Source organism: Mesorhizobium sp. B2-3-13 (assembly GCF_006442195.1).
Classification (GTDB): Bacteria; Pseudomonadota; Alphaproteobacteria; order Rhizobiales; family Rhizobiaceae; genus Mesorhizobium; species Mesorhizobium salmacidum.
The window spans coordinates 81,688-107,999 of record NZ_VFVQ01000008.1 but is presented as its reverse complement, the minus strand read 5'-3'; the positions used below and the strand labels follow the sequence as shown (position 1 = coordinate 107,999).

General features: G+C 64.4%; 25 protein-coding genes and 1 pseudogene. 11 read left to right on the top strand and 15 right to left on the bottom strand.

Features of this window, described 5'->3' with window-relative positions; genetic code table 11:
• The first annotated feature begins 175 nt into the window (after positions 1-175).
• Positions 176-1,579, top strand: coding sequence for an FAD-binding oxidoreductase (locus tag FJ941_RS11870; RefSeq protein ID WP_140505701.1), 1,404 nt, complete (start codon positions 176-178; stop codon positions 1,577-1,579).
• A gap of 17 nt (positions 1,580-1,596) precedes the next feature.
• Here the strand turns inward: FJ941_RS11870 and FJ941_RS11865 are convergent, their stop codons facing one another.
• The 8 genes from FJ941_RS11865 to FJ941_RS11830 form a co-directional block, all read right to left on the bottom strand.
• Positions 1,597-2,397: an ABC transporter permease gene (locus FJ941_RS11865; RefSeq protein ID WP_140505699.1), complete on the bottom strand. Its 801-nt coding sequence runs from the start codon at positions 2,395-2,397 to the stop codon at positions 1,597-1,599.
• Positions 2,394-3,227, bottom strand: a complete 834-nt coding sequence (locus FJ941_RS11860) for an ABC transporter permease (RefSeq protein WP_246673776.1) — start codon at positions 3,225-3,227, stop codon at positions 2,394-2,396. The genes FJ941_RS11865 and FJ941_RS11860 overlap by 4 nt, the downstream gene beginning before the upstream one ends.
• Positions 3,228-3,262: 35 nt before the next feature.
• Positions 3,263-4,366, bottom strand: coding sequence for an ABC transporter ATP-binding protein (locus tag FJ941_RS11855; protein WP_140505695.1), 1,104 nt, complete (start codon positions 4,364-4,366; stop codon positions 3,263-3,265).
• Positions 4,367-4,442: 76 nt separating this feature from the next.
• Positions 4,443-5,447, bottom strand: coding sequence for an ABC transporter substrate-binding protein (locus FJ941_RS11850; protein ID WP_246673775.1), 1,005 nt, complete (start codon positions 5,445-5,447; stop codon positions 4,443-4,445).
• 74 nt (positions 5,448-5,521) lie between these two features.
• Positions 5,522-6,520 (bottom strand): AraD1 family protein, encoded by a 999-nt coding sequence (araD1, locus tag FJ941_RS11845; protein ID WP_140505691.1) that lies wholly within the window; start codon positions 6,518-6,520, stop codon positions 5,522-5,524.
• A 32-nt stretch (positions 6,521-6,552) separates the two neighbouring features.
• Positions 6,553-7,332 carry an SDR family oxidoreductase gene (locus FJ941_RS11840; protein ID WP_140505689.1) on the bottom strand — a complete coding sequence of 260 codons (780 nt, stop codon included), beginning with the start codon at positions 7,330-7,332 and terminating at the stop codon, positions 6,553-6,555.
• 11 nt (positions 7,333-7,343) lie between these two features.
• Positions 7,344-9,071: an IlvD/Edd family dehydratase gene (locus FJ941_RS11835; protein WP_140505687.1), complete on the bottom strand. Its 1,728-nt coding sequence runs from the start codon at positions 9,069-9,071 to the stop codon at positions 7,344-7,346.
• Positions 9,068-9,868, bottom strand: coding sequence for a FadR/GntR family transcriptional regulator (locus tag FJ941_RS11830; protein ID WP_245262246.1), 801 nt, complete (start codon positions 9,866-9,868; stop codon positions 9,068-9,070). The genes FJ941_RS11835 and FJ941_RS11830 overlap by 4 nt, the downstream gene beginning before the upstream one ends.
• Positions 9,869-9,920: 52 nt before the next feature.
• On the opposite strand from FJ941_RS11830, the gene FJ941_RS11825 reads away from it, so the two are divergent.
• A complete protein-coding gene (locus FJ941_RS11825) occupies positions 9,921-10,850 on the top strand; it encodes an aldose 1-epimerase (RefSeq protein WP_140505685.1) in 930 nt (309 codons plus the stop codon).
• 74 nt (positions 10,851-10,924) lie between these two features.
• Here the strand turns inward: FJ941_RS11825 and FJ941_RS11820 are convergent.
• Positions 10,925-11,064, bottom strand: a pseudogene (locus FJ941_RS11820) (LysR family transcriptional regulator); the annotation flags it as partial.
• Between the two features lie 52 nt (positions 11,065-11,116).
• Here FJ941_RS11820 and pcaD point away from each other — a divergent pair.
• A complete protein-coding gene (gene pcaD / locus FJ941_RS11815) occupies positions 11,117-11,929 on the top strand; it encodes a 3-oxoadipate enol-lactonase (protein WP_140505683.1) in 813 nt (270 codons plus the stop codon).
• An 86-nt stretch (positions 11,930-12,015) separates the two neighbouring features.
• Here pcaD and FJ941_RS11810 read toward each other — a convergent pair whose 3' ends face one another.
• The 3 genes from FJ941_RS11810 to FJ941_RS11800 are packed head-to-tail and all read right to left on the bottom strand — an operon-like array spanning position 12,016 to position 15,089.
• Positions 12,016-12,879, bottom strand: coding sequence for a carbohydrate ABC transporter permease (locus FJ941_RS11810; RefSeq protein ID WP_140505681.1), 864 nt, complete (start codon positions 12,877-12,879; stop codon positions 12,016-12,018).
• Positions 12,876-13,766: a sugar ABC transporter permease gene (locus FJ941_RS11805; RefSeq protein ID WP_140505679.1), complete on the bottom strand. Its 891-nt coding sequence runs from the start codon at positions 13,764-13,766 to the stop codon at positions 12,876-12,878. The genes FJ941_RS11810 and FJ941_RS11805 overlap by 4 nt, the downstream gene beginning before the upstream one ends.
• Positions 13,767-13,796: 30 nt before the next feature.
• Positions 13,797-15,089 carry a sugar ABC transporter substrate-binding protein gene (locus tag FJ941_RS11800; protein ID WP_140505677.1) on the bottom strand — a complete coding sequence of 431 codons (1,293 nt, stop codon included), beginning with the start codon at positions 15,087-15,089 and terminating at the stop codon, positions 13,797-13,799.
• A 299-nt stretch (positions 15,090-15,388) separates the two neighbouring features.
• Here FJ941_RS11800 and FJ941_RS11795 point away from each other — a divergent pair, with 299 nt between their 5' ends.
• Genes FJ941_RS11795 through FJ941_RS11765 form a run of 7 tightly spaced genes read left to right on the top strand, consistent with a single transcriptional unit; the run spans position 15,389 to position 21,702 of the window.
• Positions 15,389-16,660: an extracellular solute-binding protein gene (locus tag FJ941_RS11795; protein WP_140505675.1), complete on the top strand. Its 1,272-nt coding sequence runs from the start codon at positions 15,389-15,391 to the stop codon at positions 16,658-16,660.
• Positions 16,661-16,711: 51 nt separating this feature from the next.
• Positions 16,712-17,644, top strand: coding sequence for a sugar ABC transporter permease (locus FJ941_RS11790; RefSeq protein WP_140505673.1), 933 nt, complete (start codon positions 16,712-16,714; stop codon positions 17,642-17,644).
• Complete coding sequence (locus FJ941_RS11785; RefSeq protein ID WP_140505671.1) at positions 17,641-18,495, top strand: carbohydrate ABC transporter permease; 855 nt, start codon at positions 17,641-17,643, stop codon at positions 18,493-18,495. Before FJ941_RS11790 ends, FJ941_RS11785 begins: the two co-directional genes overlap by 4 nt.
• Positions 18,492-19,232, top strand: a complete 741-nt coding sequence (locus FJ941_RS11780; RefSeq protein ID WP_140505669.1) for a PIG-L family deacetylase — start codon at positions 18,492-18,494, stop codon at positions 19,230-19,232. The genes FJ941_RS11785 and FJ941_RS11780 overlap by 4 nt, the downstream gene beginning before the upstream one ends.
• The gene (locus tag FJ941_RS11775) at positions 19,229-20,104 is read left to right on the top strand and encodes an ROK family protein (RefSeq protein WP_140505667.1); all 876 of its coding nucleotides are present in this window, start codon (positions 19,229-19,231) and stop codon (positions 20,102-20,104) included. Before FJ941_RS11780 ends, FJ941_RS11775 begins: the two co-directional genes overlap by 4 nt.
• On the top strand, positions 20,101-20,871 hold the full coding sequence (locus tag FJ941_RS11770) for a GntR family transcriptional regulator (protein ID WP_140505665.1): 771 nt from the start codon (positions 20,101-20,103) through the stop codon (positions 20,869-20,871). The genes FJ941_RS11775 and FJ941_RS11770 overlap by 4 nt, the downstream gene beginning before the upstream one ends.
• Positions 20,872-20,910: 39 nt before the next feature.
• A complete protein-coding gene (locus FJ941_RS11765) occupies positions 20,911-21,702 on the top strand; it encodes an SIS domain-containing protein (RefSeq protein WP_140505663.1) in 792 nt (263 codons plus the stop codon).
• 134 nt (positions 21,703-21,836) lie between these two features.
• On the opposite strand, the gene FJ941_RS11760 is transcribed toward FJ941_RS11765, so the two are convergent.
• A complete protein-coding gene (locus tag FJ941_RS11760) occupies positions 21,837-23,120 on the bottom strand; it encodes a D-tagatose-bisphosphate aldolase, class II, non-catalytic subunit (protein ID WP_140505661.1) in 1,284 nt (427 codons plus the stop codon).
• Complete coding sequence (locus FJ941_RS11755) at positions 23,117-24,070, bottom strand: sugar kinase (protein ID WP_140505659.1); 954 nt, start codon at positions 24,068-24,070, stop codon at positions 23,117-23,119. Before FJ941_RS11755 ends, FJ941_RS11760 begins: the two co-directional genes overlap by 4 nt.
• Positions 24,071-24,329: 259 nt before the next feature.
• Between FJ941_RS11755 and FJ941_RS11750 the strand changes: the two genes are divergently transcribed.
• A complete protein-coding gene (locus FJ941_RS11750) occupies positions 24,330-25,364 on the top strand; it encodes a LacI family DNA-binding transcriptional regulator (protein WP_140505657.1) in 1,035 nt (344 codons plus the stop codon).
• Here the strand turns inward: FJ941_RS11750 and FJ941_RS11745 are convergent.
• Positions 25,352-26,302, bottom strand: a complete 951-nt coding sequence (locus FJ941_RS11745; RefSeq protein WP_140505655.1) for an alpha/beta hydrolase — start codon at positions 26,300-26,302, stop codon at positions 25,352-25,354. The two genes, FJ941_RS11750 and FJ941_RS11745, sit on opposite strands and share 13 nt — an antisense overlap.
• Positions 26,303-26,312: the final 10 nt, after the last annotated feature.

Sequence of the window (26,312 nt, the reverse complement as noted above, 5' to 3'; positions counted from 1 at the left end):
GCATCAATCTCGGCTCTCGCGATTGATGCCGGTATCGCTTGCACGGCATGCAATCACGAATAGGATCGGCGGGCTGCAATTTGGGAATGGCGAGCGTGTTGGATAAGGATATTCATCGGGCCACCCGGTTGTTGGATGCTGACGATGCGCCTTGTCGCGCAGGCGCCTGAGCCGGATGTCGCCTGAAACGCAACAGCTTCTCTCCGCGCTTGGCGACAGGCTGGGCGCGGGCGGCGTGCTCGCCGGCTCCGACGTTGACCAGCGGTACCGCGACGATCCCGACGGCAAGCTCGGCGCGCTTCCCGAAGCCGTGCTGCGCCCGCTCGACACCGAGGGTGTCGCGGCAGCACTCGCCGCGTGCAACGCTCTTCGCCAGCCGGTCGTCATCCAGGGCGGCCGCACCGGGCTGGCCGGTAGCGCGCGCGTTCAACCGGGCGAGATCGTGCTGTCGCTGGAGCGCATGATCGGCCTTGCCGCGCCGGATCGTCAAGCCGCCACGATCGTTGTCGAAGCCGGCGCAACGTTGCAGGCCGTGCAGGAGGCTGCCGATGGCGCCGGTCTGATGTTCGGCGTCGATATCGGCGCGCGCGGCTCGGCCTCGGTCGGCGGCAACATCGCCACCAATGCCGGCGGCATCCGCGTGCTGCGCTACGGCATGTACCGCGCACAGGTGCTGGGACTGGAGGCCGTGCTTGCCGACGGCAGCGTTCTGACGTCGCTCAAAGGCTTGCCCAAGGACAATTCCGGCTACGACCTCGGCCAGCTCTTCATCGGCGCGGAGGGGACGCTCGGCGTCGTCACCCGCGCCGCGCTCAAACTGCACCCGAAGCCCGCATCCGAAGTGAACGCCTTCTGCGCGCTGCCTTCGCTCGATGCGGCGATCGCGTTGCTTGCGCTGCTCCGGCAAAAGCTCGGCCCCTTGTTATCAGCCTATGAGGTCAACTTCGCGCCGCTCTATGACATCATGGTCGCCAGCATGACCATGCCGGCGCCGTTGCCTCCCGGCTCACCCGTCTATGTGCTGGCCGAAATCCAGGGCAGCGAGCCCGAACGCGACGGCGAGCGCTTCGCCGAGGTGCTGATGCAGGCGGTCGAGGACGGCGTCGTCGACGATGTGGTCGTCTCGCAGTCACCGCGCGAGTTCCGCGCGCTCTGGGATGTGCGCGAGGATGCCAACCGCGTCCTGTTTTCGATGAAAGGCCTGATCGGCGTCGACATCAGCATCTCGCTGGCGCGCATGGCAACCTTCCTGCAGGAAGCCGATGCCGCCATCCATGCCGTCGATCCCGGCGCCGACATCTATGTCTTCGGCCATCTCGGCGACGGCAACCTGCACTATCAGGTCCTGACGATGGATCCGGCGTCGGCCTACGGTATCATCTATCGCGGCGTGGCGGCGGCCGGAGGCGGCGTGTCGGCCGAGCACGGCATAGGCCTCGACAAGAAGCAGTGGCTGCATCTGGTGCGCAGCAACGCCGAGATCGCCACGATGCGGCGGCTGAAGGCGGCGCTCGATCCGAACAACATTCTCAATCCAGGTCGCGTCTTCGATCTCAACCCAGCTGCATCTGCCGGATGATCATCCTGGCTTAAACCTCAGTTCCGTTCAGTCGCCATCTGCTTGGGAATGAGAAAACGGGCGGCGAGCACGCAGAGCAAGACGGTGAACATCAGGATCAGCGCCACCAGCGCGTTGATGTCGGGCGAGAAGCCAAGCCGCATCATCGCCCACAGCCTGACCGGCAGCGTGCTTTGCGTTCCGGTGACCAGGATGGTGATCATGGTTTCGTCGAACGACAGCGCGAAGGCCAGGATGGCGCCGCCGACCATGGCGCTCGACAGGTTCGGCAGGATGATGCGCCAGAAGGTCTGCCAGCCGCTGGCGCCGAGATCGTAGGATGCTTCGACGAGCGTGCGGCTCATCGACTGCAGCCGCATCAGCACGGTGCGATAGACGATCGCCAGCACGAAGACGGTGTGGCCGATGACGACGGTCAGCAGCGAGCGCTCGAGGCCGATCTCGCGGAAGAAGATCAGCAGCGCCAGGCCGCTGATGATCGGTGGCATCAGGAATGGCAGGAAGACGATGAACTGCAGAACCGAACGTCCCGAGCGGCGGCCGTGATAGTAGAGCGCCAGCAGCGTTCCACTGACCACCGACAGCACGACGGTACAGACGCCGACGATCAACGTGGTGCGCAGGGCGGCCAGGATGTCATGGTTCCGCGCCAGCGCCACATAGGTCGAAAGGGTGGGTGACGACCAGTCGACATTGCCATGTGAAATGGTGAAGAACGACGACACGATCGGCACGAAGAGCGGGCTGTAGAGCAGCACCGCGACCAGCGCCGTGATCGCGGCCAGGAAGATGGTGGACGGCCGGGGTAGCGCGCTCATACCGACGTTCCCCGGCTGCGTCCGAACCGTTCGCCCATGAGAATGGCGGCGATCACCACGATCGCAAGCGCCACCGACAGCGCCGCGCCGAACGGCCAGTTATAGGCCGTGCCGAACTGGCTGTAGAGGATGCGGCCGAAGGTGAAGCCGCTGATCCCGCCGACCATCTGTGGCGTCAGGAAATCGCCGATCGCCAGCACGAAGACGAAGCTCGCCGCCGAGGCGACGCCGGGCAGGCTGAGCGGCAAGGTGATGCGCAGGAACGTCTGCAGGCCACTCGCGCCAAGGTCGTCCGAGGCACGCAGCAAGGTCTGCGGGATCCGCTCCAGCGACAGGAAGATCGGCAGGATGGCGAACGGGATCAAAAGCAGGCTCAGCGTCAAAAGGATGGCGTTCATGTTGAAGACGAAAAGCGTCGACGGCTGATCCAGGATGCCGAGCGCCACCAGCGCCTTGTTTAGGAAGCCGTTGAGGCCGAGGATGCTGCGGATTGCGTAGATCTTGATGACGTAGCTCATCAGCAGTGGCACCAGCAGCAGCATCAGCAAGGCATAGCGCCACCGTCCCTCCAGCGTCGTCAGGAAATAGGCCGCGGGGTAGGCGAGCAGGATGCAGATCACCGCCACCGACACGCACAGCACGATGGTGTTCCAGAACACCGGCAGAAAGATAGGGTCGGTGACGAACCTGACATAGTTGCCGAGTGTCGGCGCGTAGACGATCGTGCCCTGGTCGACGCTGAAGAAACTGTAGACCAGGAAGATTGCCAGCGGCAGGAGGACGAAGATCACCGGCAGCGCGAAGGCCAGCACTGTGACCAACTGTGACAATCGCCGTTCCGCAGCGTGTGTCGAGCCGGCTCCGCTCATGCCAGCACCAGATGGCCTTCATGCGGCGCAAAGCAGAGCGAGACCGTCTCGCCTGACTTGAGCGCGCTGCCGTCGATCCGGCTCGGCATGCGCAATCGCAGGCGTTGCGCTGCATCGTCCGCCCCCGCCATGATCGTGGCGACTGTCGACGAGCCGGCAAAGGCCAGCTCGGCGATGCGGCCGGAAAAGCGGTTGTCGCCATCATTGGCATCCGCAAGACGCAAGGCTTCAGGACGGAACGCCGCGAAGGCGTTGGCGCCGTCGGGGGCGGCCTTCAGATGCGGCTGGTCGCCGATCGAGCAGACCAGGCGTCCAAGGGCCGTCTCGATCGGACGCTGCCCGCCCTGCACGGGACCGAGCCTTCCGGCCACCAGATTGTTCTCACCAAAGAAGCGCGCCACGAACTCGCAATTCGGCTTGTAGTAGAGCTCGTGCGGCGTGCCGAGCTGACGGATATGGCCGGCCTGCATGACGCAGATCCGATCGGCCATGCCGATCGCTTCCTCCTGGTCATGAGTGACGAACAGGAAGGTGGTCTTGATCTCGCGCTGGATGGATTTCAGGAATTCCTGCATCTGCCGGCGCAATTCGAGATCGAGTGCCGCGAGCGGCTCGTCGAGCAGGATCAGGCGCGGCTGGCAGATCAGCGCCCGGGCGAGCGCGACGCGCTGGCGCTGGCCGCCCGAAAGCTGCGCCGGGAAGCGCTCGGCAAAGCGGCCGAGCTGTACCAGCTCGAGGGCTTCTCCGACACGGCGCGCGATCTCCTTGCGCTTGAGATGGCGCACCGAAAGCCCATAGCCGACATTGCCGGAAACCGTCATGTGCGGGAACAGCGCATAGTCCTGGAACACGGTGTTGAACGGCCGCCGGTTGATCGGCATGCGGCTGATGTCCTGGCCGTCCAGCTGGATCTCGCCCGAGCTCAATGGCTCCAGCCCGCCGATCAGCCGCAGGACCGTGGTCTTGCCCGAGCCTGACGGTCCAAGAACGGTGAGGAACTCACCGTCCCGGATCGACAGGTCGATGTCGTGCAGCACGGGAACCGTGCCGTAGGATTTCGAGACGGACCGCAGCGTCAAGAGGTCGGTGTTCTGGCTCATGGATTATTCTCGCATACGCTTCGGCGGTCCGGAACGTCCGGACCGCCGGGTCCTTCGAGGTCAGGTGCGGAAGGGATCAGGGCGTCGCCTTGACCTCGTTCCACATGTCCGAACGCTTGAGCGGGTCCTCGACATTGTTGAGCCAGACCAGCTTGTCATTGCCGCCGGCGCTGCTCGTCTCGACCACGGTGTTGCCGAATCCGGTACGCTCGGAAAGCTCGCCGCCGATCTTCTTGCTCAGCATGAAGTCGATCCACTTCTCGGCCGCCGCATTGTCGCGGACGCCCTTGGAGATCACCCAATTGTCGAGCCAGGCAAGCGCCCCTTCGCTCGGATTGACGTAGGCGACATGAGCGCCGATCTTCTGCAGCGCCTTGACCTGCTGCTGGCCGTAATTGGCCCAGATCAGCGCAACGTCATTGTTCTGGTAGATCTGCTGGGCCTCGTCGGCGGTGGTGTAGAAGCTCAGCACATTGCGCTTGAGTTCGACCAGCTTGGCCTTGACCGCCGCCATCTGCTCCTCATTGAGGTTGAACGGATCCTTGTAGCCGAGCGTCAGCGCGGTGAACGAGAAATTGTGCTCACCATTGTCATAGGCGAGGATCTTGCCCTTGTAGGCCGGATCCCACAGGACCGACATCGAGGTCGGCGCCGGCTTGACCTTGTCAGTGTCGTAGATCAGCCCGATGGAATCGAAGCAGAACGGAATGCCGTAGACCTTGCCGTCCTTGGTGTCGCCGCTGACCTGGGACAGATCGCGGAAGCGCGGCAGCACGTCCTTCTGGTTCGCCAGCTTGGTGATGTCGATCGGCGATACCAGATCGGCCTTGATGTAGCGCTGCAGCTGGGCGGTGTTGACGGCGAAGACGTCGAAGTCCTGCCCTTCGCTACCTTTGATCTTGGCCCAGATCTCGTCATCGCTGCCGATGAAGACGACATCGACGCCGATGCCGGTGGCGGCGGTGAAGTCCTTCACCCAGTCCGGGTCGGCATAGCCGTCCCAGGCCAGCACGCGCAGGTTCGCGGCGAGCGCCGCCGATGTCATCAGGCCGATGCCGAGCCCGATGGTCGCTAGTCTCATAAACGCTTTCTTCAGTCCCATTTTTAATCTCCCATTGTCGTTCTGGTGGACCGTAATTTCCGGGGCTGTCGCCGTCACAGCCGGGTGACGGCGACCAGTCCCTCGTCCGGCACCGACACCATCCGGTTACGCAGCGGCTTGCCGAATGCCTGTGCCTGGATTTCATATTCGTCGCCGGAAGCCGTCTTGACGCCGGAGGCGTAGCTCATCACCGCGGCACCGAAGAAATAGGCGTGCAGGTCGCCCGCCCTGCGGTGCATCGGGTAGCGGAAATGGAAATGTTCGAGATTGGCGATCGAGTGCGACATGTGCGCTTCACCCGACAGGAACTCCTGTTCCCAGATAACAGTGCCGTCGCGCAGAATGCGGGAATGGCCGCGCACTTCTTCGGGCAGGTCGCCGATCAAAAGTTCCGGGCCGATCGAGCAGGAGCGGAGTTTTGAGTGGGCGAGATAGAGGTAGTTCTCGGCCTCCGTCACATGGTCGGAATATTCATTACCCAGCGCATAGCCGATGCGGTAGGGGCGGCCGTCCGGCCCATTGAGGTAGAGCCCGACGATCTCGGCCTCTTCTGCGCCAGCTTTCGCGAATGCGGGCATCGGCAGATCGGCGCCGGGCGGCACGACACAGGTGCCGACACCCTTGAAGAACCATTCGGGCTGGATTCCGATCTTGCCGGCACCGGGCTTGCCGCCCTCCAGGCCCATGCGGAAGATCTTCAGCGAGTCCGATTCCTCGGCGTCCTCGCCGTGGGTCAGCACGTGCATCTTGTCGCGTGCGGCGGCACTTCCGGTGTGGGTCAGGCCGGTGCCGGTGACCAGGAACCGCGCCGGTTCCGGGTGGTCGACGGGAGCGAGCACGCAACCTTCGCGCAGCAGTTCGCCATAGTCGACCGTGGCCGCACCTGTCCGCTTCTCGATCAGCGACGCGATGGACGCGCCCTCGGCGATCGCCGCTTCGGCGAGTTCCAGCACGGTGCTGGTCTTGTCGAGTGGATGCAGGCGATTGCCGTCATCGGAGACGCGGCCGACCCGCCTGCCGCCATCGATCGTTGTGTACTGAACCAGACGCATGAAATACCCTTCTTCCCTTGAGACTGTACCGGTCACACCCAGCCCGCATCGACGATGAACTGCTGGCTCGTGCACATGCGGCTGTCGTCGGCGGCAAGGAACAGTGCCATGCGCGCGATATCGGAAGGCTGCAGCCGGTCGGGCAGGCACTGCCGCTCCGCGATCTGGCGTTCGCCGGCCGGGTTCAGCCACAGCCGCATCTGGCGCTCTGTCATGACCCAGCCAGGCACCATGCAATTGACGCGGATGCGCTCGGGGCCGAGTTCGCGGGCAAGCGCCCGCGTCATACCATAGACAGCGGCCTTCGCGGTGACATAGGCCGGACAATCGGGATCGCCGACCATCCAGGTGATGGAGCCGAAATTGATGATCGAGCCGCCGCCATGCGCGCTCATCTGCGGACGCACCGCCTGGGCCGCGAAGAATTGATGGCGCAGATTGACCGCCATGCGGTCATCCCAATATGCCACAGTCACATCCTTGGTCTGATGGCGGTCGTCATTACCGGCATTGTTGCACAGCGCCTGGATCGGGCCGTTGTGCCGCGCCGCCTGCGCGGTGGCGGCCTGCAGATCTTCGACATTGCGCAGGTCGCAGGGAATGAACAGTGGGGCGGGATGTCCTTCGGTTGCGATCGCATCGACCAGACGTCGTGAAGGCTCCTGCGCCAGGTCGACGAAGGCGACGCGGCTGCCTTGGGCGCAGAAATGGCGCACCAGGCTCTCGCCGATGCCACTGCCGCCCCCGGTTATGAACACGCTGCGGCCCTTGAGGCTGGGGTAAGTCGCGTAGCTGCCGATCTGATCCGTCATCACGCGCCTCTCTAATGGGAATGCCGGGGGATGCCGGCGTCGCGCCGACCGACGAGAAAGTCGAAATCGCAACCCTTGTCGGCCTGCAGCACGCGCTCGACATAGAGGCTCTGGTAGCCACCCTGCGGCGGGGCCGGGGGCTTCCAGTCGCGGCGGCGGATCGCCAGTTCCTCATCCGAGACCAGCAGCTCCAACCGGCGGCCGGCAACATCGAGCTCGATGAGATCGCCGTCGCGCACCAGCGCCAGCGTGCCGCCTGCCGCCGCCTCGGGCGCCACATGCAGCACCACCGTGCCGTAAGCCGTGCCGCTCATGCGCGCGTCCGAAATGCGCACCATGTCGGAGACGCCTTCCCTGAGCAGCTTGGCCGGCAGCGGCATGTTGCCGACCTCGGCCATCCCGGGATAACCGCGCGGTCCGCAATTCTTAAGCACCATCACCGAAGACGCATCGATATCCAGCTCCGGATCGTCGATGCGGGCGTAGTAATGCTCGATGTTCTCGAAGACGACGGCCTTGCCGCGATGCTGCATCAGCTCAGGCGTTGCCGCCGACGGCTTGATGACCGCCCCATTGGGCGCCAGATTGCCGCGCAGGATCGAGATGCCTCCCTCCTTGGTCAGCGGCTCGCTCAGCGGCCGGATGACTTCACGGTTGTAGTTTGGCGCGCCATCGATCAGTTCACCGATGGTCTTGGCGCTGACGGTCATGGCGTCGCGATGAAGAAGCCCCACTTCATCAAGCGACGCCATGACCGCCGCTAGCCCCCCGGCATAGTAGAAATCTTCCATCAGGAACCGGCCCGACGGCATCAGGTCGACGATGGTCGGAACGTCGCGGCCAAGGCGGTCCCAGTCATCGAGGCCGAGATCGACACCGACCCGGTTGGCGATGGCGATCAGATGCAGCACCGCATTGGTCGAGCCGCCGATCGCGCCGTTGACGCGAATGGCGTTTTCGAAGGCCTCCCTGGTCAAGATCTGCGAAATCGTCACGTCCCGGTGGACTAGGTCGACGATCTGCCGTCCGGCCAGTTGGGCGAGCACGCCACGGCGCGAATCAACCGCCGGGATCGCCGCATTGTCCGGCATGCCGATGCCGAGCGCCTCCACCATGCTGGCCATCGTCGAGGCTGTGCCCATCGTCATGCAACTGCCCGCCGACCGGCTCTGGCCCTGCTCGGCCGCGAGGAAGTCGGAGATCGGCATGCGGCCGGCCTTGACCTCCTCGGCGAATTTCCAGACATGCGTCCCCGAGCCGATATCCTGTCCGCGGAACTTGCCGTTGAGCATTGGCCCACCAGAGACGGCGATGGTCGGCAGATTGCACGAGGCAGCCCCCATCAGCAGCGCCGGCGTGGTCTTGTCGCAGCCGACCAGCAGGATGACGCCGTCAATCGGATTGCCACGGATGGATTCCTCGACATCCATGCTGGCCAGGTTGCGGAACAGCATGGCCGTGGGGCGCATGTTGCTTTCGCCCAGCGACATCACGGGGAACTCCAGCGGCAGGCCGCCGGCTTCATAGACACCACGCTTGACGTGATCGGCCAGCGCCCGCAGGTGGGCATTGCACGGGGTCAGTTCCGACCAGGTGTTGCAGATGCCGATCACCGGGCGGCCGTCGAAAGCATCTGCCGGGATGCCCTGGTTCTTCATCCAGCTGCGATGCATGAAGGCGTTCTTGCCTTGCCCGCCGAACCAGGCTTCGGACCGCAGTTTGCGCTTGGTCTCGGTCACGATTGCAGGCCCCGATCGTTGCGGCGTTTGTTGCGGTTCTCGACGCTGCGGCGCACGTCATCCTCGGCATTGTCGATGAGCACCAGCAGCGCCTTTTGCGCGCCCGCGGCGTCGCCGGCGGCGATCTTCTCGGCCACTTCCCGGTGCAGCGGCAAGGAGTGGCGCTGGCCCTCAGGATTGTCGTTGGAGAGGCGAAAGCTCATTACCAATGCGGTCTCGACCAGCGCCGCCAGCGAGCCGATCAGCTCGTTGCCGGTCATGCGCAGAATGGTCTGGTGGAACAGAAGGTCAGGCTTGGCGAAGCGGTCGCCGTCGTCGCTGACTGCTTCCATTTCGGTGAGCGCGGCATGGATCTCGGCGACCTGCACCGGTGTGGCGCGCTGGGCGGCAAGGGCCGCCGACATCGGCTCGATGGCGCGGCGCAATTCGAACAATGCCCGGACATCGTCGGCGCTGACACCGCCAGCATAGCGCCATGACAGGACGTCGGGATCGAGGAAATTCCAGTCCGCGCGCGGACGCACCCGTGTGCCGGTCTTCGGCCGCGATTCCACCAGCCCCTTGCCGGCCAGCACCTTGATCGCCTCGCGCAGCACCGTGCGGCTGACCCCCAGCATCTCGCTGGAATCATCGGCATTCGGCAGGGCTTCGCCGGGCAGGAAATCGCCTTGCACGATGCGCAAGCCGATCTGCTCGACCACCGTCGCGTGCAGCGCGGTGGAACCGCTGGAAACCGCCACGGCAACCCGTGACGTGCGCGCAGTGCTGAATGATTTTCTATTCTTCATACTATTCATATGATATGTCTTATAGCCATGGCGGTTGGAGTCAAGGGATTGGGGAGTGCCGATGACAAAGAAATCCGCAGCCGTTGCCGCGCAACGCACGGAGCTGGTCTCGATCACTGACGGCATCGCGACGGTCGAAATTGCTCCGGCAGCCGGCGGAGCACTGGCGTCGTATCGGTGGTGGCAAAATGGTTCAGCCGTGGATTGGCTACGCCCGGCCGATCCAGCGGCGATCAGCCGTCGCGATGCCGGCGCCATGGCTTGCTTTCCGCTTGTGCCCTATTCCAATCGGATCAGGGGTGGCCGCTTCGAATTCGCGGGGCGCCCCATTCGACTCCCGACGGGTCCGGACGATCCACATCATGAGCACGGCCATGGCTGGCGTCACCCGTGGACGGTCGTGAGCCATGAAGCGAGCATGGTCGTCCTGCGCTATCGCCACGCCGCCGATTCCTGGCCATGGAGCTATGAAGCCGAGCAGAAGATCTCTCTGGCAGGCGGCAGGCTTTGCATGACTATTGCGGTGCGCAACCTGTCGGACGCGCCGATGCCGGTCGGCTTCGGCCTCCATCCCTGCTTTCCGGCGACACCGTGGACGCATGTCCAGGCCCGGGTATCAGGCATGTGGGAAACCGATACGGAGGTCCTGCCCATCCGGCATGTCCCGCCGCCTGCAGGCGCCGATCCATCCATCGGCTTTGACGTATCGGAAGTGGACTTCGACACGGTCTTCACCGGGTGGGCGCGCCACGCCCGGATTTCTTGGCCCGAACGTGGACGGCAGCTGGATATCGAGGCGGAGGCGCCGCTCGATTTCCTCGTCCTCTACACCCCGCCCGGCGAGCCGTTCTTTTGCGCCGAGCCGGTCAGCAACATCACCGACGCCTTCAACCGGATGGACCACGAGGATGTCAGCACCGGCTGCATCGTGCTGGCGCCCGGCCAAAGGCGATCCGCCAGCGTTCGCTTCACGCCGTCATTGGCGGTTTGATCTTCCTTGTCAGCCGCAAGACGACGCCGGAGCCCTTGATGCCGCCAAATGGCATCTGTACTTCATCTCCGACCGCCGCTCGCGACCTCGTTGGCGACCTCGCCGGCTGAAATGATCACACCGCATGGCTCTGCCGCATGAAGGCGCGGCCGAATGATTCCGAGACCGTCTCGATCTCGGTGGCCGGCGCGGTCATGCCGTTGGTGCAAAATATCATTTTGCCGAACCAAATGCCTTGTGCAATGTGGAAATGGAGGATCGAAATCGTGCCATTCGTCACCCTTGGCGGCGTCACGCTGCATCACCGCTATGTCGAGGCGAACGGCAGGACGCCACCGCTGGTCTTCATCAATTCGCTCGGCACCGACTTCCGCATCTGGGACGAGGTCGTTGCGCTTCTGGCCGGCGAGATGCCTCTGCTCGTCTATGACAAGCGAGGTCACGGGCTTTCCGACAATGGCACCGGCGTACGCTCGATTGACGACCATTCCGACGATCTGAGCGCCCTCATCGACCATTTCGGTTTCAACGGGGTTGTCCTGGTCGGCCTGTCGGTTGGCGGCATGGTCGCGCAACGCCTCTACGCCCGCCGGCCCGAGATCGTCCACGCCCTGGTCCTCAGCGATACGGCCCACAAGATCGGCACTGCCGAGAGCTGGAACAGCCGCATTGCGACCATCGAGCGCGACGGCATCGAGGCGATCGCCGATGGCGTGATGAAAGTGTGGTTCACGCCGGATTTCCATGCCGCGCGCACCGCCGATCTTGCCGGCTGCCGCAACATGCTGATCAGACAGGCACTGCCCGGCTATATCGGAACCTGCATGGCGGTCCGCGATGCCGACTTCACCGACGCGGCATGCCGCATCATCGTGCCGACGCTCTGCATCGTCGGCGACCAGGATGGCTCCACGCCTCCCGATCTCGTCCGTTCGCTGGCCGCTCTGATCCCCGGCGCGCGTTTCGAGATCATCCGCGACGCCGGACATATTCCTTGCGTCGAACAACCTGAAGCGCTGGTCGCGCTGATCCGCGATTTCATCGCATCGCTTCCCCCTGGAGCACAAACCCATGGATGAAAGCCCGGCAACGCAGCCAGATGTCGTGCCGACCTTGCGGTGCGCCGTGCTAAAACCGGTATCCACTTTTTGGGATCATGCTTTAGCTATCCCTTGATGGCCGAGCCGACGATGGAATCGACGAAGAAGCGCTGCAGGAAGACGAACAGGATGAGCGGCGGCAGTACGGCCAGCGTCGCGCCGGCCATCACCAGCCCGGTGTTGACAGCGCCCCGGTTGTAGCTCAACAGCCGGCTGAGGCTGATGACGATCGGATAGACATCGGCATTGCCCTGCAGCACGGTCAGCGGCCACAGATAGCTGTTCCAGTGATAGACGAAGGCGAAGAGGGCCAGTGCGGCGATCGCCGGAGCGACGCTGGGCGCGACGATCTTGTAGAGGATCAGCAGCTCCGAGGCGCCGTCCATGCGCGCGGCGTCGATCAGATCGTCGGGCACGCCTGCAATGAACTGGCGCATCAGGAAGATGCCGAAGGCATTAGCGAGGTTGGGCGCGATGATGCCGGCGAGGCTGGCATTGAGGCCGATCGAGCCGACGAGGCGGTAGAGCGGGATCAGCGTCACGATCGGCGGCAGGAACATTGTGGCGATCAGCACCGAAAACAAAAGCGAGCGGGCAGGGAAGTGGTATTTGGCGAAGGCGTAACCGGCCATCATGGAGGTGATGAGGATACCGGCCGTGGTGATCGATGCGATGACCAAGGAATTCCACATGGAGCGGCCGACATTGACCACGCCGGAGACCTTTTCATAGGCATCGAGGCTCGGCGTATGCGGGATCCAGACCGGCGGCACCTGCATGCTCTCGGCCGGGGTTTTCAGGCTGGACAGCACCATCCACACCAGCGGGAAGGCGGATGCAACGGCGACGAGCAGCATCAGCGTGGCCAGCAGCGCCTTGCGGCCGGAGGGGCGTCTACGCGCAAACCAGCTCGACGATCCCGCGCTCATTCCTGGTCCTTCCGGTTGGCGAGTGCGAAGAGTGCGCAGACGACGACGATCAGCGACAGCATCAGCATGACAGCCATGGCTGAACCCAGCCCGCCCTGCGCGCGTTCGATACCAACGCGGCGGATGTGATAGGTCAAGACATTGGTCGAGCCGACTGGCCCGCCCTGTGTGATCAGCGCCACGGGCTCGAACACCTGCACAGCGTTGATGATGGCGATGACGGCGCTGAACAAAAGCGTGCGCCGCATCAACGGCAAGGTGATGAAGCGGAACTGCTCGAAGCGATTGGCGCCGTCGAGCTTCGCCGCCTCGTAGAGGCTGCCGGGTATCTGCGTCAGGCCGGCGATCGCCAGCACGGTGAAATAACCGACCTGCTGCCAGACGTTGAGGAAGACGATCGAGATCAGCGCCGAGCGCGGCGACGACAAGAAGGGTTGCGGTCCGACGCCGACCAAGCCAAGCATCTGGTTGAGCGGCCCCTCGCTCGGCGAATAGAGCTTCGACCAGACCAGCGCCACCGCGATCATCGGCACCATATAGGTGGAGAACAGCACCGTCCTCAGCTCCGTGCCGCCAGCGACATCGTGCTGGTAAACCATCAGGCCGAAGGCTACCGAGAGCGGCAGGATCAGGATGACGGATAGTGCGGTATAAATAGCGGTGTTGGTCAACGCGCCCTTGAAGTCGCGTCCGACCGAGGTCGGCCCAAAGATCTCGCGGAAATTGTCGAGGCCGATGAAGCTCGCACTGGAAAACGGCGTTTGCGTCGACCAGTCCTGGAACGACAGCCAGACGGTGAGCAGCATCGGCAGCAGGATGAATATGCCGATCAGCGTCACGGCGGGCGTAAGCATGATGCCCGCCGAGGCACGGTACCTCTGGATCATTACGTTCTGATCATTACTTGGCTCTGATGACTACTTGGCGGCGCGTTCCAGGATCGAAGTGGCGTCGGCCTGCGCCGTCGCCTGCGCATCCTTGGCCGAGACCTGGCCATACTGCAACGCCTCGATCGTCTGCTGTAGGGATTCCGAGAATTCCTGTCCGCCCGGCACCACCGGGAAGGGTTTTGCATCGGCGAGCACGCTGACATAGCCGGACAGGAATTCCGAGCCGAGCTTGTCCTTGTGCGCTTCGATGTCGGAGGTGCGCGACGGCAGGATGCCCATCGACATCAAGATATCGGACATCGCCGAAGCGCCGCTCTTGCCGGATTTCGGATTGTTGAGCCAGGCGAGGAATTCCCATGCCGCCTTCTGCTCGGCCTGGCCCGCATTGGCATTGACCACGGTCATCCAGGAATAGGAAATCGAATGTGGCTTGTCGCCGCTCGGGCCGACCGGGATAGGTGCCGTGGCGATGTCGGTGAACTTGTCGCCCATGCCGGTCTTCAGCGCGCTCTCCCACCAGTTGGCCATGATGATCATGCCGGTCTTGCCGGAGACGAAATTGTCGAGGAATGGCCCGGTGGTGTTGGCGTCGGCCGTCGCCATCGCCGGCACGCTGGCGCCGGACTTGACGAGGTCTTCATAAAGCTGGAACGTCTCGCCGGCCTGCTTGCTGTCCAGCACTGGCTTGCCGTCCTTGACCAGCTCGCCGCCATTGGAAACCAGCAGCGAGGCGAAGGGATGGACGACGCCGGCCGCCCATGAATTGATCATGCCGAACCCCTGCTGGCCGGCATCCTTGTTGGTCAGCTTTTTCGCCGTATCCTTGAACTCGTCCCAGGTCTTTGGTGGAGCGGCGATGCCCGCCTGCTTGAACAGCGCCTTGTTGTAGTTCAGCGCGTAGACGTCGATTTCGTTGGGAATTCCGTAGAGCTTGCCGCCGACCGAAGCGGCACTGACGACGCCCGCCGGCCAGGCGCCCTTGACTTCGCTCGCCACCGCCTCAGGGGCAGGCGCGACCAGCTTGTCGCGGGCGAGTTCCGGCAGCCAGAGATCGTAGATACCGCCGATCGTCGGGCCGTTCGCGCTACCGCCTTGGGAGCGAAGCGTGGTCAGGAGATCTCCAAACGGAACGGCGTGCACGGTGACGCTGACATCCGGATTGGTCTTGGCATAGCCCTTGGCCGCCGCCTCCAGCAACGCCACCGTCTCGGGCGACCAGTGCGTCAGGTAGGAGATGTTGACCGATTGCGCCCAGCCGGTGGTCGGCAGGATGGCAAGGCCCGCGGCCAGTGCCAGTTTCGACGTCCAGGCAAACCACATCCTCATCCTCCATTTGAGCATCGCGATCACGATGACGTTATGACAACATGAAGTAGGGGCGCAAGGCCCTGTTTGCGAAAAAGCTGCTTGCAGGATCGACGCGGATCTTCCTGTGCTCCTGGAGCATTAATTTTACAAGCTGAAAACAGCAAGTTAAGCGGATTTGTTGGATCGGGAACTCGACGATTCTGCCCTGAGGGAAAATGACACCTCTTGCGAACAACGCTATGTCGTTATAATGACTGCGGCATTGAAGCGCCGCGAGACGCCAAGGACAGGGAAAAACGGGAGAACTGGCAATGAGCATGCTTTCAATTCATCGGCGCGCCGCGCTTGGGCTGATCGGCGGCCTTGCCGCCGCTTGCGCGGGTACCTTCGTCACCCTGCCGGCGTGGGCCGACAGCACGGTGACGCTGTGGAGTTGGCGAACCGAGGACGAGGCCGCGATGCGTCGCATCTTCGATGCCTTCGAGGCCAAGAACCCGGGCATCAAGGTCGACATTCAGTTCACGCCGGACGCCGATTACCAGAACCGGCTGAGCACCGCGCTGCGCGGTGGTCGCGGGCCCGATATCGCCCAGCTAAAAGCCTATGGCGAGTTGCAGCCCTTCGTCGATGCCGGCTATCTCGACGCGCTCGACGACAGCGTGCCGGAATTGAAGAACATGCCGGATGCCGCCCTTGGCGGCGCGCGCGGCCGCACCGACGGCAAGCTCTACGGCGTGCCTTATTCGGTGCCGATGATGGGCGTGTTCTACAATCAGGATATCTTTGCCGCGCAAGGCATCGAGATCCCCAAGACCTACAAGGATTTCGTCGCCGCCTGCGGCAAGCTGAAGGCGGCCGGCATTACCCCGATCGCAACCGGCGGCGCCAATGGCTCCGCTTGGGAGCTGGAGATCGGCGTCGGCGTCATTGGCCCGACCGTCTACGGCCCTGATTTCTACGACGAGATGATGACCGGCAAGGCGACCTTCGACGATCCGCGCTATGTCGCGGCGCTGAAGCGCTTCGCCGAGCTGAAGCCCTATTTCTCGGACGGCTTCGCCGGCATCGACTACACCACGGCCACGCAGCAGTTCATCGGCGGCAAGGCGGCGATGTTCCTCGGTGGGTCCTTTGAGAACGGCAGCTTTAAGGCGCAGAACCCGAAGCTGAAATTCTCGATCTTCCCGTTCCCAGCCGACGATGCCGGGGCAAAGCTCTACACGTCGGCCTTCTCGGACGGCTCCTATGGTCTCGTCTCCGAGAGTCAAAACAAGGAGGCCGCGACCAAGGTGCTGGGCTTCATGGCTTCGGCCGAATTCGCGCAGATGTTCGCCGATGAGCTCGGTTGGCCGCCGGCCCGCACCGACGTCACCGTGAAGGATCCGGTGCTGGCGCAGATGATGGAAATGTCGAAGAACTCGACGCCGTATCTGACGCTGGTCGGCTTCCGCTGGCAGTCGCCGACGGCGTCCTCTGTGTTGCAGTCGGAGATCATCGACATGGTCGAGGGCAACATCGCGCCGGAGAAGCTGGCCGCCGATATGCAGGCCGCCGTCGCCACCTGGTTCAAGCCGAAGCAGTGAGGAGCCAGGCCGGTCGCATCGCGGCCGGCCTCTCGCCGGACAGAACAACGCATGACCAATTTTCACCGCCCAAGCAGCCTGAAACGCACGCAGCAGCGCATGGCCGTGCTTTTCATCTTGCCGGCGCTGGCCGTCTACACGCTCTTCGTCCTCTATCCGCTGGCGATGTCGCTGTGGGGCAGCTTCTTCATCTGGAAGGGCATGCGCATGGTCGAATTCGCCGGCCTGTCGAATTTTTCGCGCCTGTTTGTCTTTCCCAGCGGTGCGCGGCTCTATGGCGCGCTGTGGCACAATACCGCCTGGTTTTTCGGCATCATGCTCTTCCAGAATGGCATCGGCCTTTTGTTCGCCTGGCTGCTGTTCCTGCGCGACAGGGGAGCGGCCTTCTTCCAGTCGGTGTTTTTCTTTCCGGCGGTTCTGAGCCCCGTCATCGTCGGGGCGCTGTGGCGCCTGCTTCTGGCGCCGGGCGGCGTCGTCGAATGGGCGCTGAACGGGCTCGGCCTCCATCAAGGCAGCCTCACCGTGCTCGGCAACAGCCACACCGCGCTTGGAATGCTGATCGCCGTCGACGCCTGGAACTGGATGGGCCTGCCGGTGCTGATCTACACGGCGGGCCTGCGGCAGATTGCCGGCCAGATCTTCGAGGCGGCGAAGCTCGACGGCGCCGGCAATGCGCGCATGCTGTTTTCCGTCGCGCTGCCGCTTTTGATGCCGGCGCTCGGCACGCTGACGACGCTGTCCTTCATCAACACCTTCAACCAGTTCGACATCGTCTATGTGATGCAAGGCGTGCAGGGCAATCCGAGCTATTCGACCGACACGCTGGTGACCTATTTCTACCGGCTGGCCTTCGGCGCCGAGGGCGCTGTCGGTATCACTGATATAGGTCTGGCGCTGGCCTTGGGCACCGTGCTGTTCCTGATCCTCAGCATCGGCACGCTGCTGATGCTGCGCTTCTTCGATCGCCGCACGGTGCAGCTATGAGCGTGCCGGCGATCCCGTACAGGACGTTTCCGCCAAGACTGGCGCGGCTGCCGGGTTGGACCGTGCTGGCCATTTGGACAGCGGCGGTTCTGCTGCCGCTCTACATTCTCGTCGTCTCCTGCTTCAAGACCACGGCCGAAATCTACGACAACAGGCTCGGCCTGCCGCAAAGTTGGGCTTTCGACAATTTCGTCCGGGCGTGGACGCGCGCCGATCTCGGCCACAATTTCATCAACAGCCTGATCGTCACCGCCGGCGCGGTCATTCTCACCATCGTCGTCTCGGCGATGGCTGCCTATCCGCTCAGCCGCTACAAGCTCGGCTGGAACGCCATCATGCTCGGCCTGTTCCTGTCGGGCATCATGCTGCCGATCAGATTGGCCTCTGTCGAGTTGTTCACCTTGATGCGCAACCTCGGCCTGTTGGACTCCCTGACGGGCCTGATCCTCGTCTATTCGGCGATCCGCATTCCCTTCGCCGTCTTCATCTTCGCCAACTTCATGCGCGTGCTGCCCTCCGAACTCGATGAGGCGGCGCGCATGGACGGCGCCGGCGAGGTCCGCATCCTGTTCCAGATCATCCTGCCGATGGTGAAGCCGGCGGTCTCGATCGTCGCCATCTTCACGGCGATCGCTGTGTGGAACGACTTCTTCTTCCCGCTGATCTTCATTTTCGACGACCGCTACAAGACTGTGCCGCTGGCGATCAGCGTCTTCGTCGGCCAGTTCCGCACCGACTGGGGCCTGGTGTTCGCCTCGCTGGCGATCTCCATGGCGCCCATCCTGATCATGTATTGTCTGCTCGCCCGCCAGATTCGCGAGGGCGTCGGCGCCGGGGGAGGCATGAAATGATCGAGGACAGGATCTACGCCGCAAGCTCCATCCTCGTTGTCGGCGCGCACGCCTTCGATGCCGAGGTGATCGCCGGGCCGCTGGCCGCCGCCGCCGTCAAGCGCGGTGCCACGGTGACCTTCCTGCACCTGACCATGGGCGAGCAGGGGCATCCCTGTCTCATCCCCGCACATTATTGCGTGCAGAAAGAAGAGGAAGCGGGCAGGGCGGCTGAGCGGCTTGGTGTCAAGGTGCGCAGCCTCGGCCTGCGCGACGCCTTCCTGCCGTCGGACGACGAGACGGCGCTCGAGGTATGCGACGTCATTCGCGAACTCAAACCCGAGATCGTCATTACCCATTGGCACGGCAGCTGGCACAAGGACCATCGCGCCGCCGCGCATCTGACGCAGACCGGCATCTTCTACGCCGCCCTGCCGACCGTTGCCAGCGACCACGCGGCGCACACGCCGCAACTGCTCCTGTTCGGCGAGAACTGGGAGGACGATGACGGTTTTCGGCCCGAGCATCTCGTCGATGTCAGCGATGGCTTCGAGGCCTGGAGCGAGGCGGTCGAGGAATACGAGCTGGCCCGGGGCCTCAGCAGCTTTCCCTATGTAGATTACTACAGCGCGCTCTACCGGCTGCGCGGCTGCCTGCGCGGTACGCGTTACGCACAAGGCTTCGCGGCGGCGTCGCATTCGTGGAATGCCGGCAGCGGCCTGTTCGCGCCGCCGTTCGGCAAAGGGCCTGGCCGATGACGCGGGTCCTGGCCATCGATCTCGGCGGCACCAATCTGCGCGCCGCCGTCTTCACCGGCGACATCGGTGCGCTGGACATGCCGAGCCGCGAGCCGGCGCCGGCCAGTCTTGATGCGTTCGTCGCCCGCGTCCGGGCCCTGCGCGCCGAGGCTGGGGCGATCGAGGCGTTCGGCATCGCGGTGCCCGGGCTGGTCGAAGGTGCCGTCTGCCGCTGGATCCCGAACCTGCCGTTTCTCGACGGCGTCGACATCCAGGCCTTGTTTCCAGGCCTGCCCGTGGCGCTCGGCAACGACGCGCAGATCGCGCTGTTGGCGGAAGTCGTCGAGGGCGCGGCCAAGGGCATGTCGGATGCGATCCTGCTCGCCATCGGCACCGGCATCGGCTCGGCGGTGCTGGCCAACGGCCGCATAGTTGCCGGCGCGCATGGCGGCGCCTGTTCGTTCGGCTGGGCCTGCGCCGACATCAAGGATCATGGCGAGGAGCGCAGTGGCTGGCTGGAGCGCGTCGCCTCGGGCCGGGCACTCGATGCGCTTGCCGCCCAGATTGGCCTCGCCGATGGCCGCCAGCTGATCGCCGCCGCCCAAAGCGGGGAACTCGCCGCGCAGACCTTGCTGGAAGTGCCGGCGCGGCGGCTCGGCACCGCGCTTGCCGGCGCTGTGGCGCTGCTCGATCCGCAGGCGGTTCTGATTTCGGGAGGACTGGCCGAGGCGCTGGACGTGATCCGACCACCGCTGCTTGCCGCGCTGCGGCGCCAGTTGCCGTCGCATCTGCGTGGCATCGAGGTTCGGTCCGGCCGGTTCGGCCCGGGCGCCGGCCTTATCGGCGCGGCATTGGCTGGTCGCGCGGGGAAAGAGTGGAGACAGGTGCGATGAGCCAAGCGAGTTTTCAGCAGCCGGACCGCAGACGGCCGGAGCCGCTCTGGTATCAGGTCGAGGAGGCGATCCGCGCCATCGTCAAGAGCGGCGAATGGGCGACCGGCGACCAGATCCCGGCCGAAGACCGGCTGTGTGCCCTGTTCGGTGTCAGCCGCATCACTTTGCGCCACGCCCTGCGCAATCTGGAGGAAGGCGGCCTGCTCAGGCGCGAGCATGGCCGCGGCACCTTCGTGCGCTCCACCACGCTGGTGGCAGGCACCCGCGAGCTGACCAGCTTCACCCAGGAAATGGGGAATATGGGTGTGGTCGCCGGCTCGCGCCTGCTCGACTGCGGTCTGACATCAGCCAATGCGGCGGCCGCCGGCGCGCTGGAGATCGAGGAGGGCGATCCGGTGGTGCGCATCCGGCGTCTCAGGTTGGGCAACAGCGAGCCGATCGGCATCCAGACGGCGCAGCTTTCGGCCGCGCGCGTGCCGGGCTTCCTCGACGCCGGCCTGCTGCAGGGTTCGCTCTACGAGGCGCTGGAGCGTCACTACGGCATTGTGCCGGCGGCCGCGCGGGAAAATTACCGCGTCGGCGCGGTTGGGGCGGCGGATGCCGAACTGCTTGACCTGCCCGCCGGCAGCCCCGCCTTCATCGTCGAGCGCATCACCACCGACGAGCGCGGCCCGTTCGAATTCACCGTCTCCATCATGCGCGGCGACCGCTACGAAATCCGCTCGACGCTGCGCGCCGGGCGCGTCCCGTCCAATCCGCGAAGCTGATCCACCCTCCCGAGCAGACCTTTAAACAGGAGTACCCACGTGTCCGATCTCTACATCCACCGTCTCGCCGCTCTCATCGACAAGGCAGCGAAAACCAATGAAGAGGCCTTCAGCCAGGCCGCCAGCCGCTTTGCCGACTCGTTGGAAGGCGGCGGGCTGGTCCATCTCTACGGTTCGGGCCATTCGGTGCTGCCTGTGCAGGAAGTGTTCCCGCGCTACGGCAGCTATGTCGGCTTCAATCCGCTGACCGACCCGCGCGTTATGTGGCACAACGTGCTCGGCGCCGGCGGGGTGCGCGAGCTTCTGTGGCTGGAGCGAACTGAAAAGTATGCCGAGAAATTCCTCGACCACCAGCCGCTCAACAAGGGCGATTCGATCATCATCTTCGGCCACAGCGGCCGCAATTCGTCCGGCATCGACACCGCTCTCTATGCCAGGAAGCGCGGCATCTTCGTCGTCGCGGTGACCAGCAAGAACAATCTCGACAAGCCGGCGACGCATTCCTCCGGCAAGCGGCTGGCCGACGCGGCGGATCTCGTCATCGATACCTGCTCGCCGATCGAGGACGCCATCGTACCGGTCGAAGGTTGGAGCCGTCCGGTGTCGGGCTCATCGACGGTGCTCGCCATGATCCTGGCGCACGAGTTGATCGCGCGCACGGCCGAGCAACTCGCCAAGCGCGGCATCGAACTGCCGGTCTTCGCCTCGCCGACGATCGCCGGCGTGACGTTGCATGATACCGACGTCATCTACGGTGTCTACCGCGAACGCATGCTGGAAGCGCAGAAGAAACACCTGCCGACCTTCCAGGCGACGATGCGCGGCGAATAAGCTTGCGTCCGGGAAGGCGCTGCCGGCGCTTTCCCGGTGGACTGCCGTCCGGCACTACACCGACACGCCGGAAAAGCTGGCGCCGCACGTCATTGGTTTTTCCAGGTGCAACGCCGAGGCGTGGTCAGGGTCGATCAGCCAGTTGCTCTGGCATAGATGTTGAGAACATCCGTCACGCCTGCGATGAGGAGTTCCCTGGCCTTTGGCGCGACGGACCCGCTCGCCACCGCGCCGTCGAGACGGCCGAGAAACTGGCTGATCAGGGGTGAGGGGATGTCGCGCTCGCCCAGCGCCTGCATCAGCGCGTTCACGGCCTGCCGCGCCGCCTGCGCCGGCCAGTAGTAGCGGATACGGTCGCTGTAGGAGAAATGTCGCTCGATCCACTGCTCGGCCTCGGAGCCGTGATGGTAATTCTTCCAGTTGTCGGGCGCTGCCAGCATGACGCGCTCCATCGCCGCCGGCAGGCTTTCCCGAGCCGGGTCTGGAGCAAGAATGTCAGCGATGTGGCTCAAACCGTAGAGCGCTTCGCGCAGCGCGAAGGTCAGCCATGGCCCGACCTTGAGGATGGCAAAACCGTCATCGACCAAAGCGCTCAGCGCGGCGACCGGCTGGTAGTCGGTCGAGTGGGCCTCGAAGACGAATTGCGGCAGGTCGCGCAGCGTGCCGGCGAGCGCCCGGGCGCGTTCCGGCCGGTAGGCGACCACCTCCGCATTGCCGAATTCCGCGCCCGGCTGCACGACGACGCCGATCGCCCGCGAGAAGGCCTGGTCGAGGCCGCGCTGGCTGAAGGCATCGCGGTGGATGCGCACCGTCTCGCGGGCCGCCTCCGGTGTCGTCACCGCCAGATGGTCCATCGCTTCCAGGGCGCCGCCCGGCACCGGCACTTCAGTGCCGATGACATAGACAGGCCTGGCGCCGCCTGTTCGTTCAATTGCGGCCTCCGCCACCTCGGCCAGTTGGGCGGCGCGCGCGGCGATCGTGGCGTCGGGCGGTGCCGCGCCTTCGCCGGCGCAGCCCATGCTGGCGTCGAGGTGGATCTTGGTGAAGCCGGCCTCGGCATAGGCATCCACCATGCGCGATGCCTTCTCCATGGCTTCAGGCGCCGGCAGGTGCTTCCAGGGATTGGGGCCGAGATGATCGCCGCCGAGCACCAGCCTGTCCAGGGGAAAGCCGGCCTTGCCGGCGATGGCCTCGACGAAGCGGCGGAAATCGCCTGGTGTCATGCCGGTATAGCCGCCTTCGTGGTTGACCTGGTTGCAGGTGGCCTCGATCAGCACATCGGCGTTGCGCGCCTTGCCGTGGCGCAGCGCCGCTTCGATCACCAGCGGATGGGCCGAGCAGATCGAGGCGATGCCACAGCGTTCGCCGGCCGCACGGCGCGTGGCGATGCTAGCTAGCCTGTCGGTCGCCTGGCTCATGCCGGTGCTCCGGTCCTGGCGGTCGCGATGAACGCCTCGACGGTGGCGAGCGAGGCGATGCCTTCCATCGGTCCCTTCCTCGTCACCGCCAGCGCGCCGCAGCCATTGGCTATTCGCAGCGCTCTCTTGGGTCCCTCTCCACGCAGCCAGAAGGAGACGAAGGCTGCCGCAAAACAGTCTCCGGCGCCGGTCGGGTCGATTTCGTCGACAACGAAGCCGGGTGAAGCGATGCGCCCTGACCGGTCGTAGTGAACGGCGCCCTGCGCGCCCTTCTTGACGACCACGGTGGAGATGCCGCGGTCCAGCATTTCGCGCGCCGCGCTCTCCTCGTCGGTTGCCTCGGCGAAGGTGAAGAGTTCCGGCCCGCTCGGCAGGAACACATCGGTCTTCGACAGCACGAAATGCAAGGCGTCGCGCATGCCCGGCAGATCCAGCATCTCCTTGCGGATGTTGGGGTCGAAGGAGACCGTGCCGCCGCGCCTCTTGACGGCTTCGATCCCGTTGCGGGCAACCTCGATCACTTCGGGCGAGAACAGCGATGTGCCCATGACGTGAAAATGGTCGGCGCCGGCCAGCAGCGCGCGCGCTTCCGCGCCCATCTCGATCAGCCCGGCGGCGCTCTGCTTGATGTTGTAGACGAAGTGCCGGCTGCCATCGGTCTCATAGGTGACGAAGGCGGTTCCGGTCGCAGCACCCTGATGGACGGTGATGGCGGAGATGTCGGCACGGTCGGCGCGCAGGCGCTCGATGTTCAAATGGCCGAAATCGTCGTCGCCCACCGCCGCGATCAGCCCGGCCGGCTGGCCGAGCCGCGCCGCCTGATCGATAAAGATGGCTGGAGCGCCTGACGGAAACGGACCGACCAGCGGGCCGGCAGCGCGAAAACTCTGGCCGATCCGCTCGGCCATGATCTCGACCAGGATCTCGCCGGCGCAAACCAGTTTCTTCATGTCCTCACCATCTGCCGGACGAACGGCGTCCGATTGCCATGCGCTATCCGCATGTCCGTGCGGGTTCAAAACCTAAGTTGCCATTTTTAAAGCGTCAATAAATAATTTGACGTGCGCAATGCTTTTGCGTTGTAGTGGAAACATGGAAATTTGACTGAATAAGTTCGGTCAAGCAATGCTGCCTCAGCGCAATGGTCGCAAGACTGATTCTGGCCGGTGCGCGAAGGCTGGCATTGAGGGCAAGGAGCCTGAAATATCGATGGCGGAAAAGACGCACCGGACAATGGATGATTTCGCCAGGGCGTCCGGCGTGTCCCGGCCGACCCTGTCGAAGTACTTTGACGATCCGGCCAGCGTGAAGCCGGCGACACGAGCGCGCATCGAGGCGGCGCTTCGTTCGTCCGACTACCAGCCGAATGTTTTTGCCCGCAATCTCAATCGCAAGCGCACCCGCAATGTCGGCATCGTGGTGCCGGCGATCACAGATCCGTTCTACGCGGAGATGGTCAGCCGCATCGAACTGCGCTGCCGCGACGAAGGGTTTTGGCCGATCGTCATCTCCTCGCACGGTTCGCCGAAGCTGGAGGCGGAATCGGTCAGGACGCTGATGTCGCTGAAGGTCGCCGGCGCCATCGTCGCGCCCTTGGGATTGGTCTCCGAGCCCGGCGTCTTCGAGCGGATGAGCGAGGACATCCCGATCGTCTATTTCGACACCTATATCGAAGGCGACACGCCGTTCGTCGGCAATGACAACCACCAGAGCACCTCGACGATCGTGGATTATCTCTGCCGGTCCGGCGAACCGCCGGTCTATGTCGACATCCCGCACGTCAACCACAATTCGAGCGAACGGCTGCAGAGCTATATCGATACGATGCACGCCGCCGGCCTGGAGCCCACCGTTCTCAAGGCGGCGGGCGACTATAGCTGGGATTTCGAGCGCATCGGTCACGAATGGATGGACAGAACGCTCGAGAAAGGCGGCCTGCCGGCCCGCACGCTGCTCTGCGCCAATGACCGTCTCGCCTTCGGCGTGATGTCGGCTGCCTTTTCGCGCGGGCTGAAGATCGGCCGCCGCGCCGATTGCGATTTCCGTGTCGCCGCTCATGACGATCATCCGCTGAGCCGCTACACCTGTCCCGCGCTGACCACGATGGCGCAGGACTTCGCCGCCATGGCCGGTCGCAGCGTCGAGATCCTGCTGGCGCTTTTGGACGAGACTGACCCGCCCGGCCAGGATCTGGCGCGCAACGTCAAGCTTGGTGCGACCCTGGTGATGCGTCAGTCGGCCTGAACACCCGTCTGCCGCTGAAGCCAGGCCGCCGCCTCGCTCACCGCTTGCCGCGCGGCCAGGATGTGCCGACCCATCGAGACGAAGCCATGGATCTGACCCGGCCAGTGTCGCAGCACCAGGGGCACTCCGTCGGTGCGCAGGCGCTCGGCAAAGGCCGTGCCTTCGTCGGCAAGGATGTCGTGGCCGGCGATCACGACGAAGGCGGGCGGCGCGCCGGCAAGGCTGGAGGCCAGCAGCGGCGATACGCGCCAGTCCGCGATGTCGTCCGGCGTTCGCACATAATGGTCGCGGAACCAGGCCATGGCGGCGGCGGTGAGTCCGAAGCCGTCGCCGAAACGCCGATAGCTGTCCGCCGCCTGGCGGGCGTCGGTGTTGGGATAGATCAGAATCTGGGCGGCAAGCGGCGGCGCCAGCCCGTCGCGGGCAAGCAACGCCAGAACGGCGGCAAGATTGCCGCCGGCGCTATCGCCGGCAACGGCAATGCGGGTCGGGTCGATGCCGAGTTCGCCAGCGTTCCCGGCCATGAAGCGGAGCGCCGCCGCGCAATCCTCCAGCCCGGCGGGAAACGTGTGCTCCGGCGCCAGCCGGTAATCGGGACAGACGACGACGGCGTTGCCGATATTGGCCAGCCAGCGGCAGATTTCGTCGTGCGAATCGAGATTGCCGATGACCCAGCCGCCGCCATGCAGGTAAAGCACGGCGCGCGCCCCGGTCCGCGGCGCGCCGATACCGCGATGGATGCGGATCGTGACCGGGCCGTTCGGCCCGTCGATCTGCTGCTGTCCGGTTGCCGCGACCGGCTCGTGCTCGCCCTGCTGAGTTGGGAAGGAAGCGATATAGGCGGCCCGTGCCGCCGCCACGCTGCCATTCTCGAACGGTTCGCCGCCGGCGGCACGACCGATTTCGAGGGCACGCAATGCATCCGGATCGAGTGTCATCGTCATCTCC

Bases quoted from the DNA above. Each gene is read 5' to 3' on its own strand.
- FJ941_RS11825 (WP_140505685.1), top strand. From the start codon at position 9,921: ATGACAAAGAAATCCGCAGCCGTTGCCGCGCAACGCACGGAGCTGGTC.
- FJ941_RS11855 (WP_140505695.1), bottom strand. From the start codon at position 4,366: ATGAGCCAGAACACCGACCTCTTGACGCTGCGGTCCGTCTCGAAATCC.
- FJ941_RS11840 (WP_140505689.1), bottom strand. From the start codon at position 7,332: ATGACGGATCAGATCGGCAGCTACGCGACTTACCCCAGCCTCAAGGGC.
- FJ941_RS11770 (WP_140505665.1), top strand. From the start codon at position 20,101: ATGAGCCAAGCGAGTTTTCAGCAGCCGGACCGCAGACGGCCGGAGCCG.
- FJ941_RS11790 (WP_140505673.1), top strand. From the start codon at position 16,712: ATGACCAATTTTCACCGCCCAAGCAGCCTGAAACGCACGCAGCAGCGC.
- FJ941_RS11870 (WP_140505701.1), top strand. From the start codon at position 176: ATGTCGCCTGAAACGCAACAGCTTCTCTCCGCGCTTGGCGACAGGCTG.
- FJ941_RS11775 (WP_140505667.1), top strand. From the start codon at position 19,229: ATGACGCGGGTCCTGGCCATCGATCTCGGCGGCACCAATCTGCGCGCC.
- FJ941_RS11795 (WP_140505675.1), top strand. From the start codon at position 15,389: ATGAGCATGCTTTCAATTCATCGGCGCGCCGCGCTTGGGCTGATCGGC.
- FJ941_RS11865 (WP_140505699.1), bottom strand. From the start codon at position 2,397: ATGAGCGCGCTACCCCGGCCGTCCACCATCTTCCTGGCCGCGATCACG.
- FJ941_RS11800 (WP_140505677.1), bottom strand. From the start codon at position 15,089: ATGTGGTTTGCCTGGACGTCGAAACTGGCACTGGCCGCGGGCCTTGCC.
- FJ941_RS11755 (WP_140505659.1), bottom strand. From the start codon at position 24,070: ATGAAGAAACTGGTTTGCGCCGGCGAGATCCTGGTCGAGATCATGGCC.
- FJ941_RS11850 (WP_246673775.1), bottom strand. From the start codon at position 5,447: ATGAGACTAGCGACCATCGGGCTCGGCATCGGCCTGATGACATCGGCG.
- FJ941_RS11810 (WP_140505681.1), bottom strand. From the start codon at position 12,879: ATGAGCGCGGGATCGTCGAGCTGGTTTGCGCGTAGACGCCCCTCCGGC.
- FJ941_RS11785 (WP_140505671.1), top strand. From the start codon at position 17,641: ATGAGCGTGCCGGCGATCCCGTACAGGACGTTTCCGCCAAGACTGGCG.
- araD1 (WP_140505691.1), bottom strand. From the start codon at position 6,520: ATGCGTCTGGTTCAGTACACAACGATCGATGGCGGCAGGCGGGTCGGC.
- FJ941_RS11805 (WP_140505679.1), bottom strand. From the start codon at position 13,766: ATGATCCAGAGGTACCGTGCCTCGGCGGGCATCATGCTTACGCCCGCC.
- FJ941_RS11830 (WP_245262246.1), bottom strand. From the start codon at position 9,868: ATGAATAGTATGAAGAATAGAAAATCATTCAGCACTGCGCGCACGTCA.
- FJ941_RS11760 (WP_140505661.1), bottom strand. From the start codon at position 23,120: ATGAGCCAGGCGACCGACAGGCTAGCTAGCATCGCCACGCGCCGTGCG.
- FJ941_RS11780 (WP_140505669.1), top strand. From the start codon at position 18,492: ATGATCGAGGACAGGATCTACGCCGCAAGCTCCATCCTCGTTGTCGGC.
- FJ941_RS11745 (WP_140505655.1), bottom strand. From the start codon at position 26,302: ATGACACTCGATCCGGATGCATTGCGTGCCCTCGAAATCGGTCGTGCC.
- FJ941_RS11750 (WP_140505657.1), top strand. From the start codon at position 24,330: ATGGCGGAAAAGACGCACCGGACAATGGATGATTTCGCCAGGGCGTCC.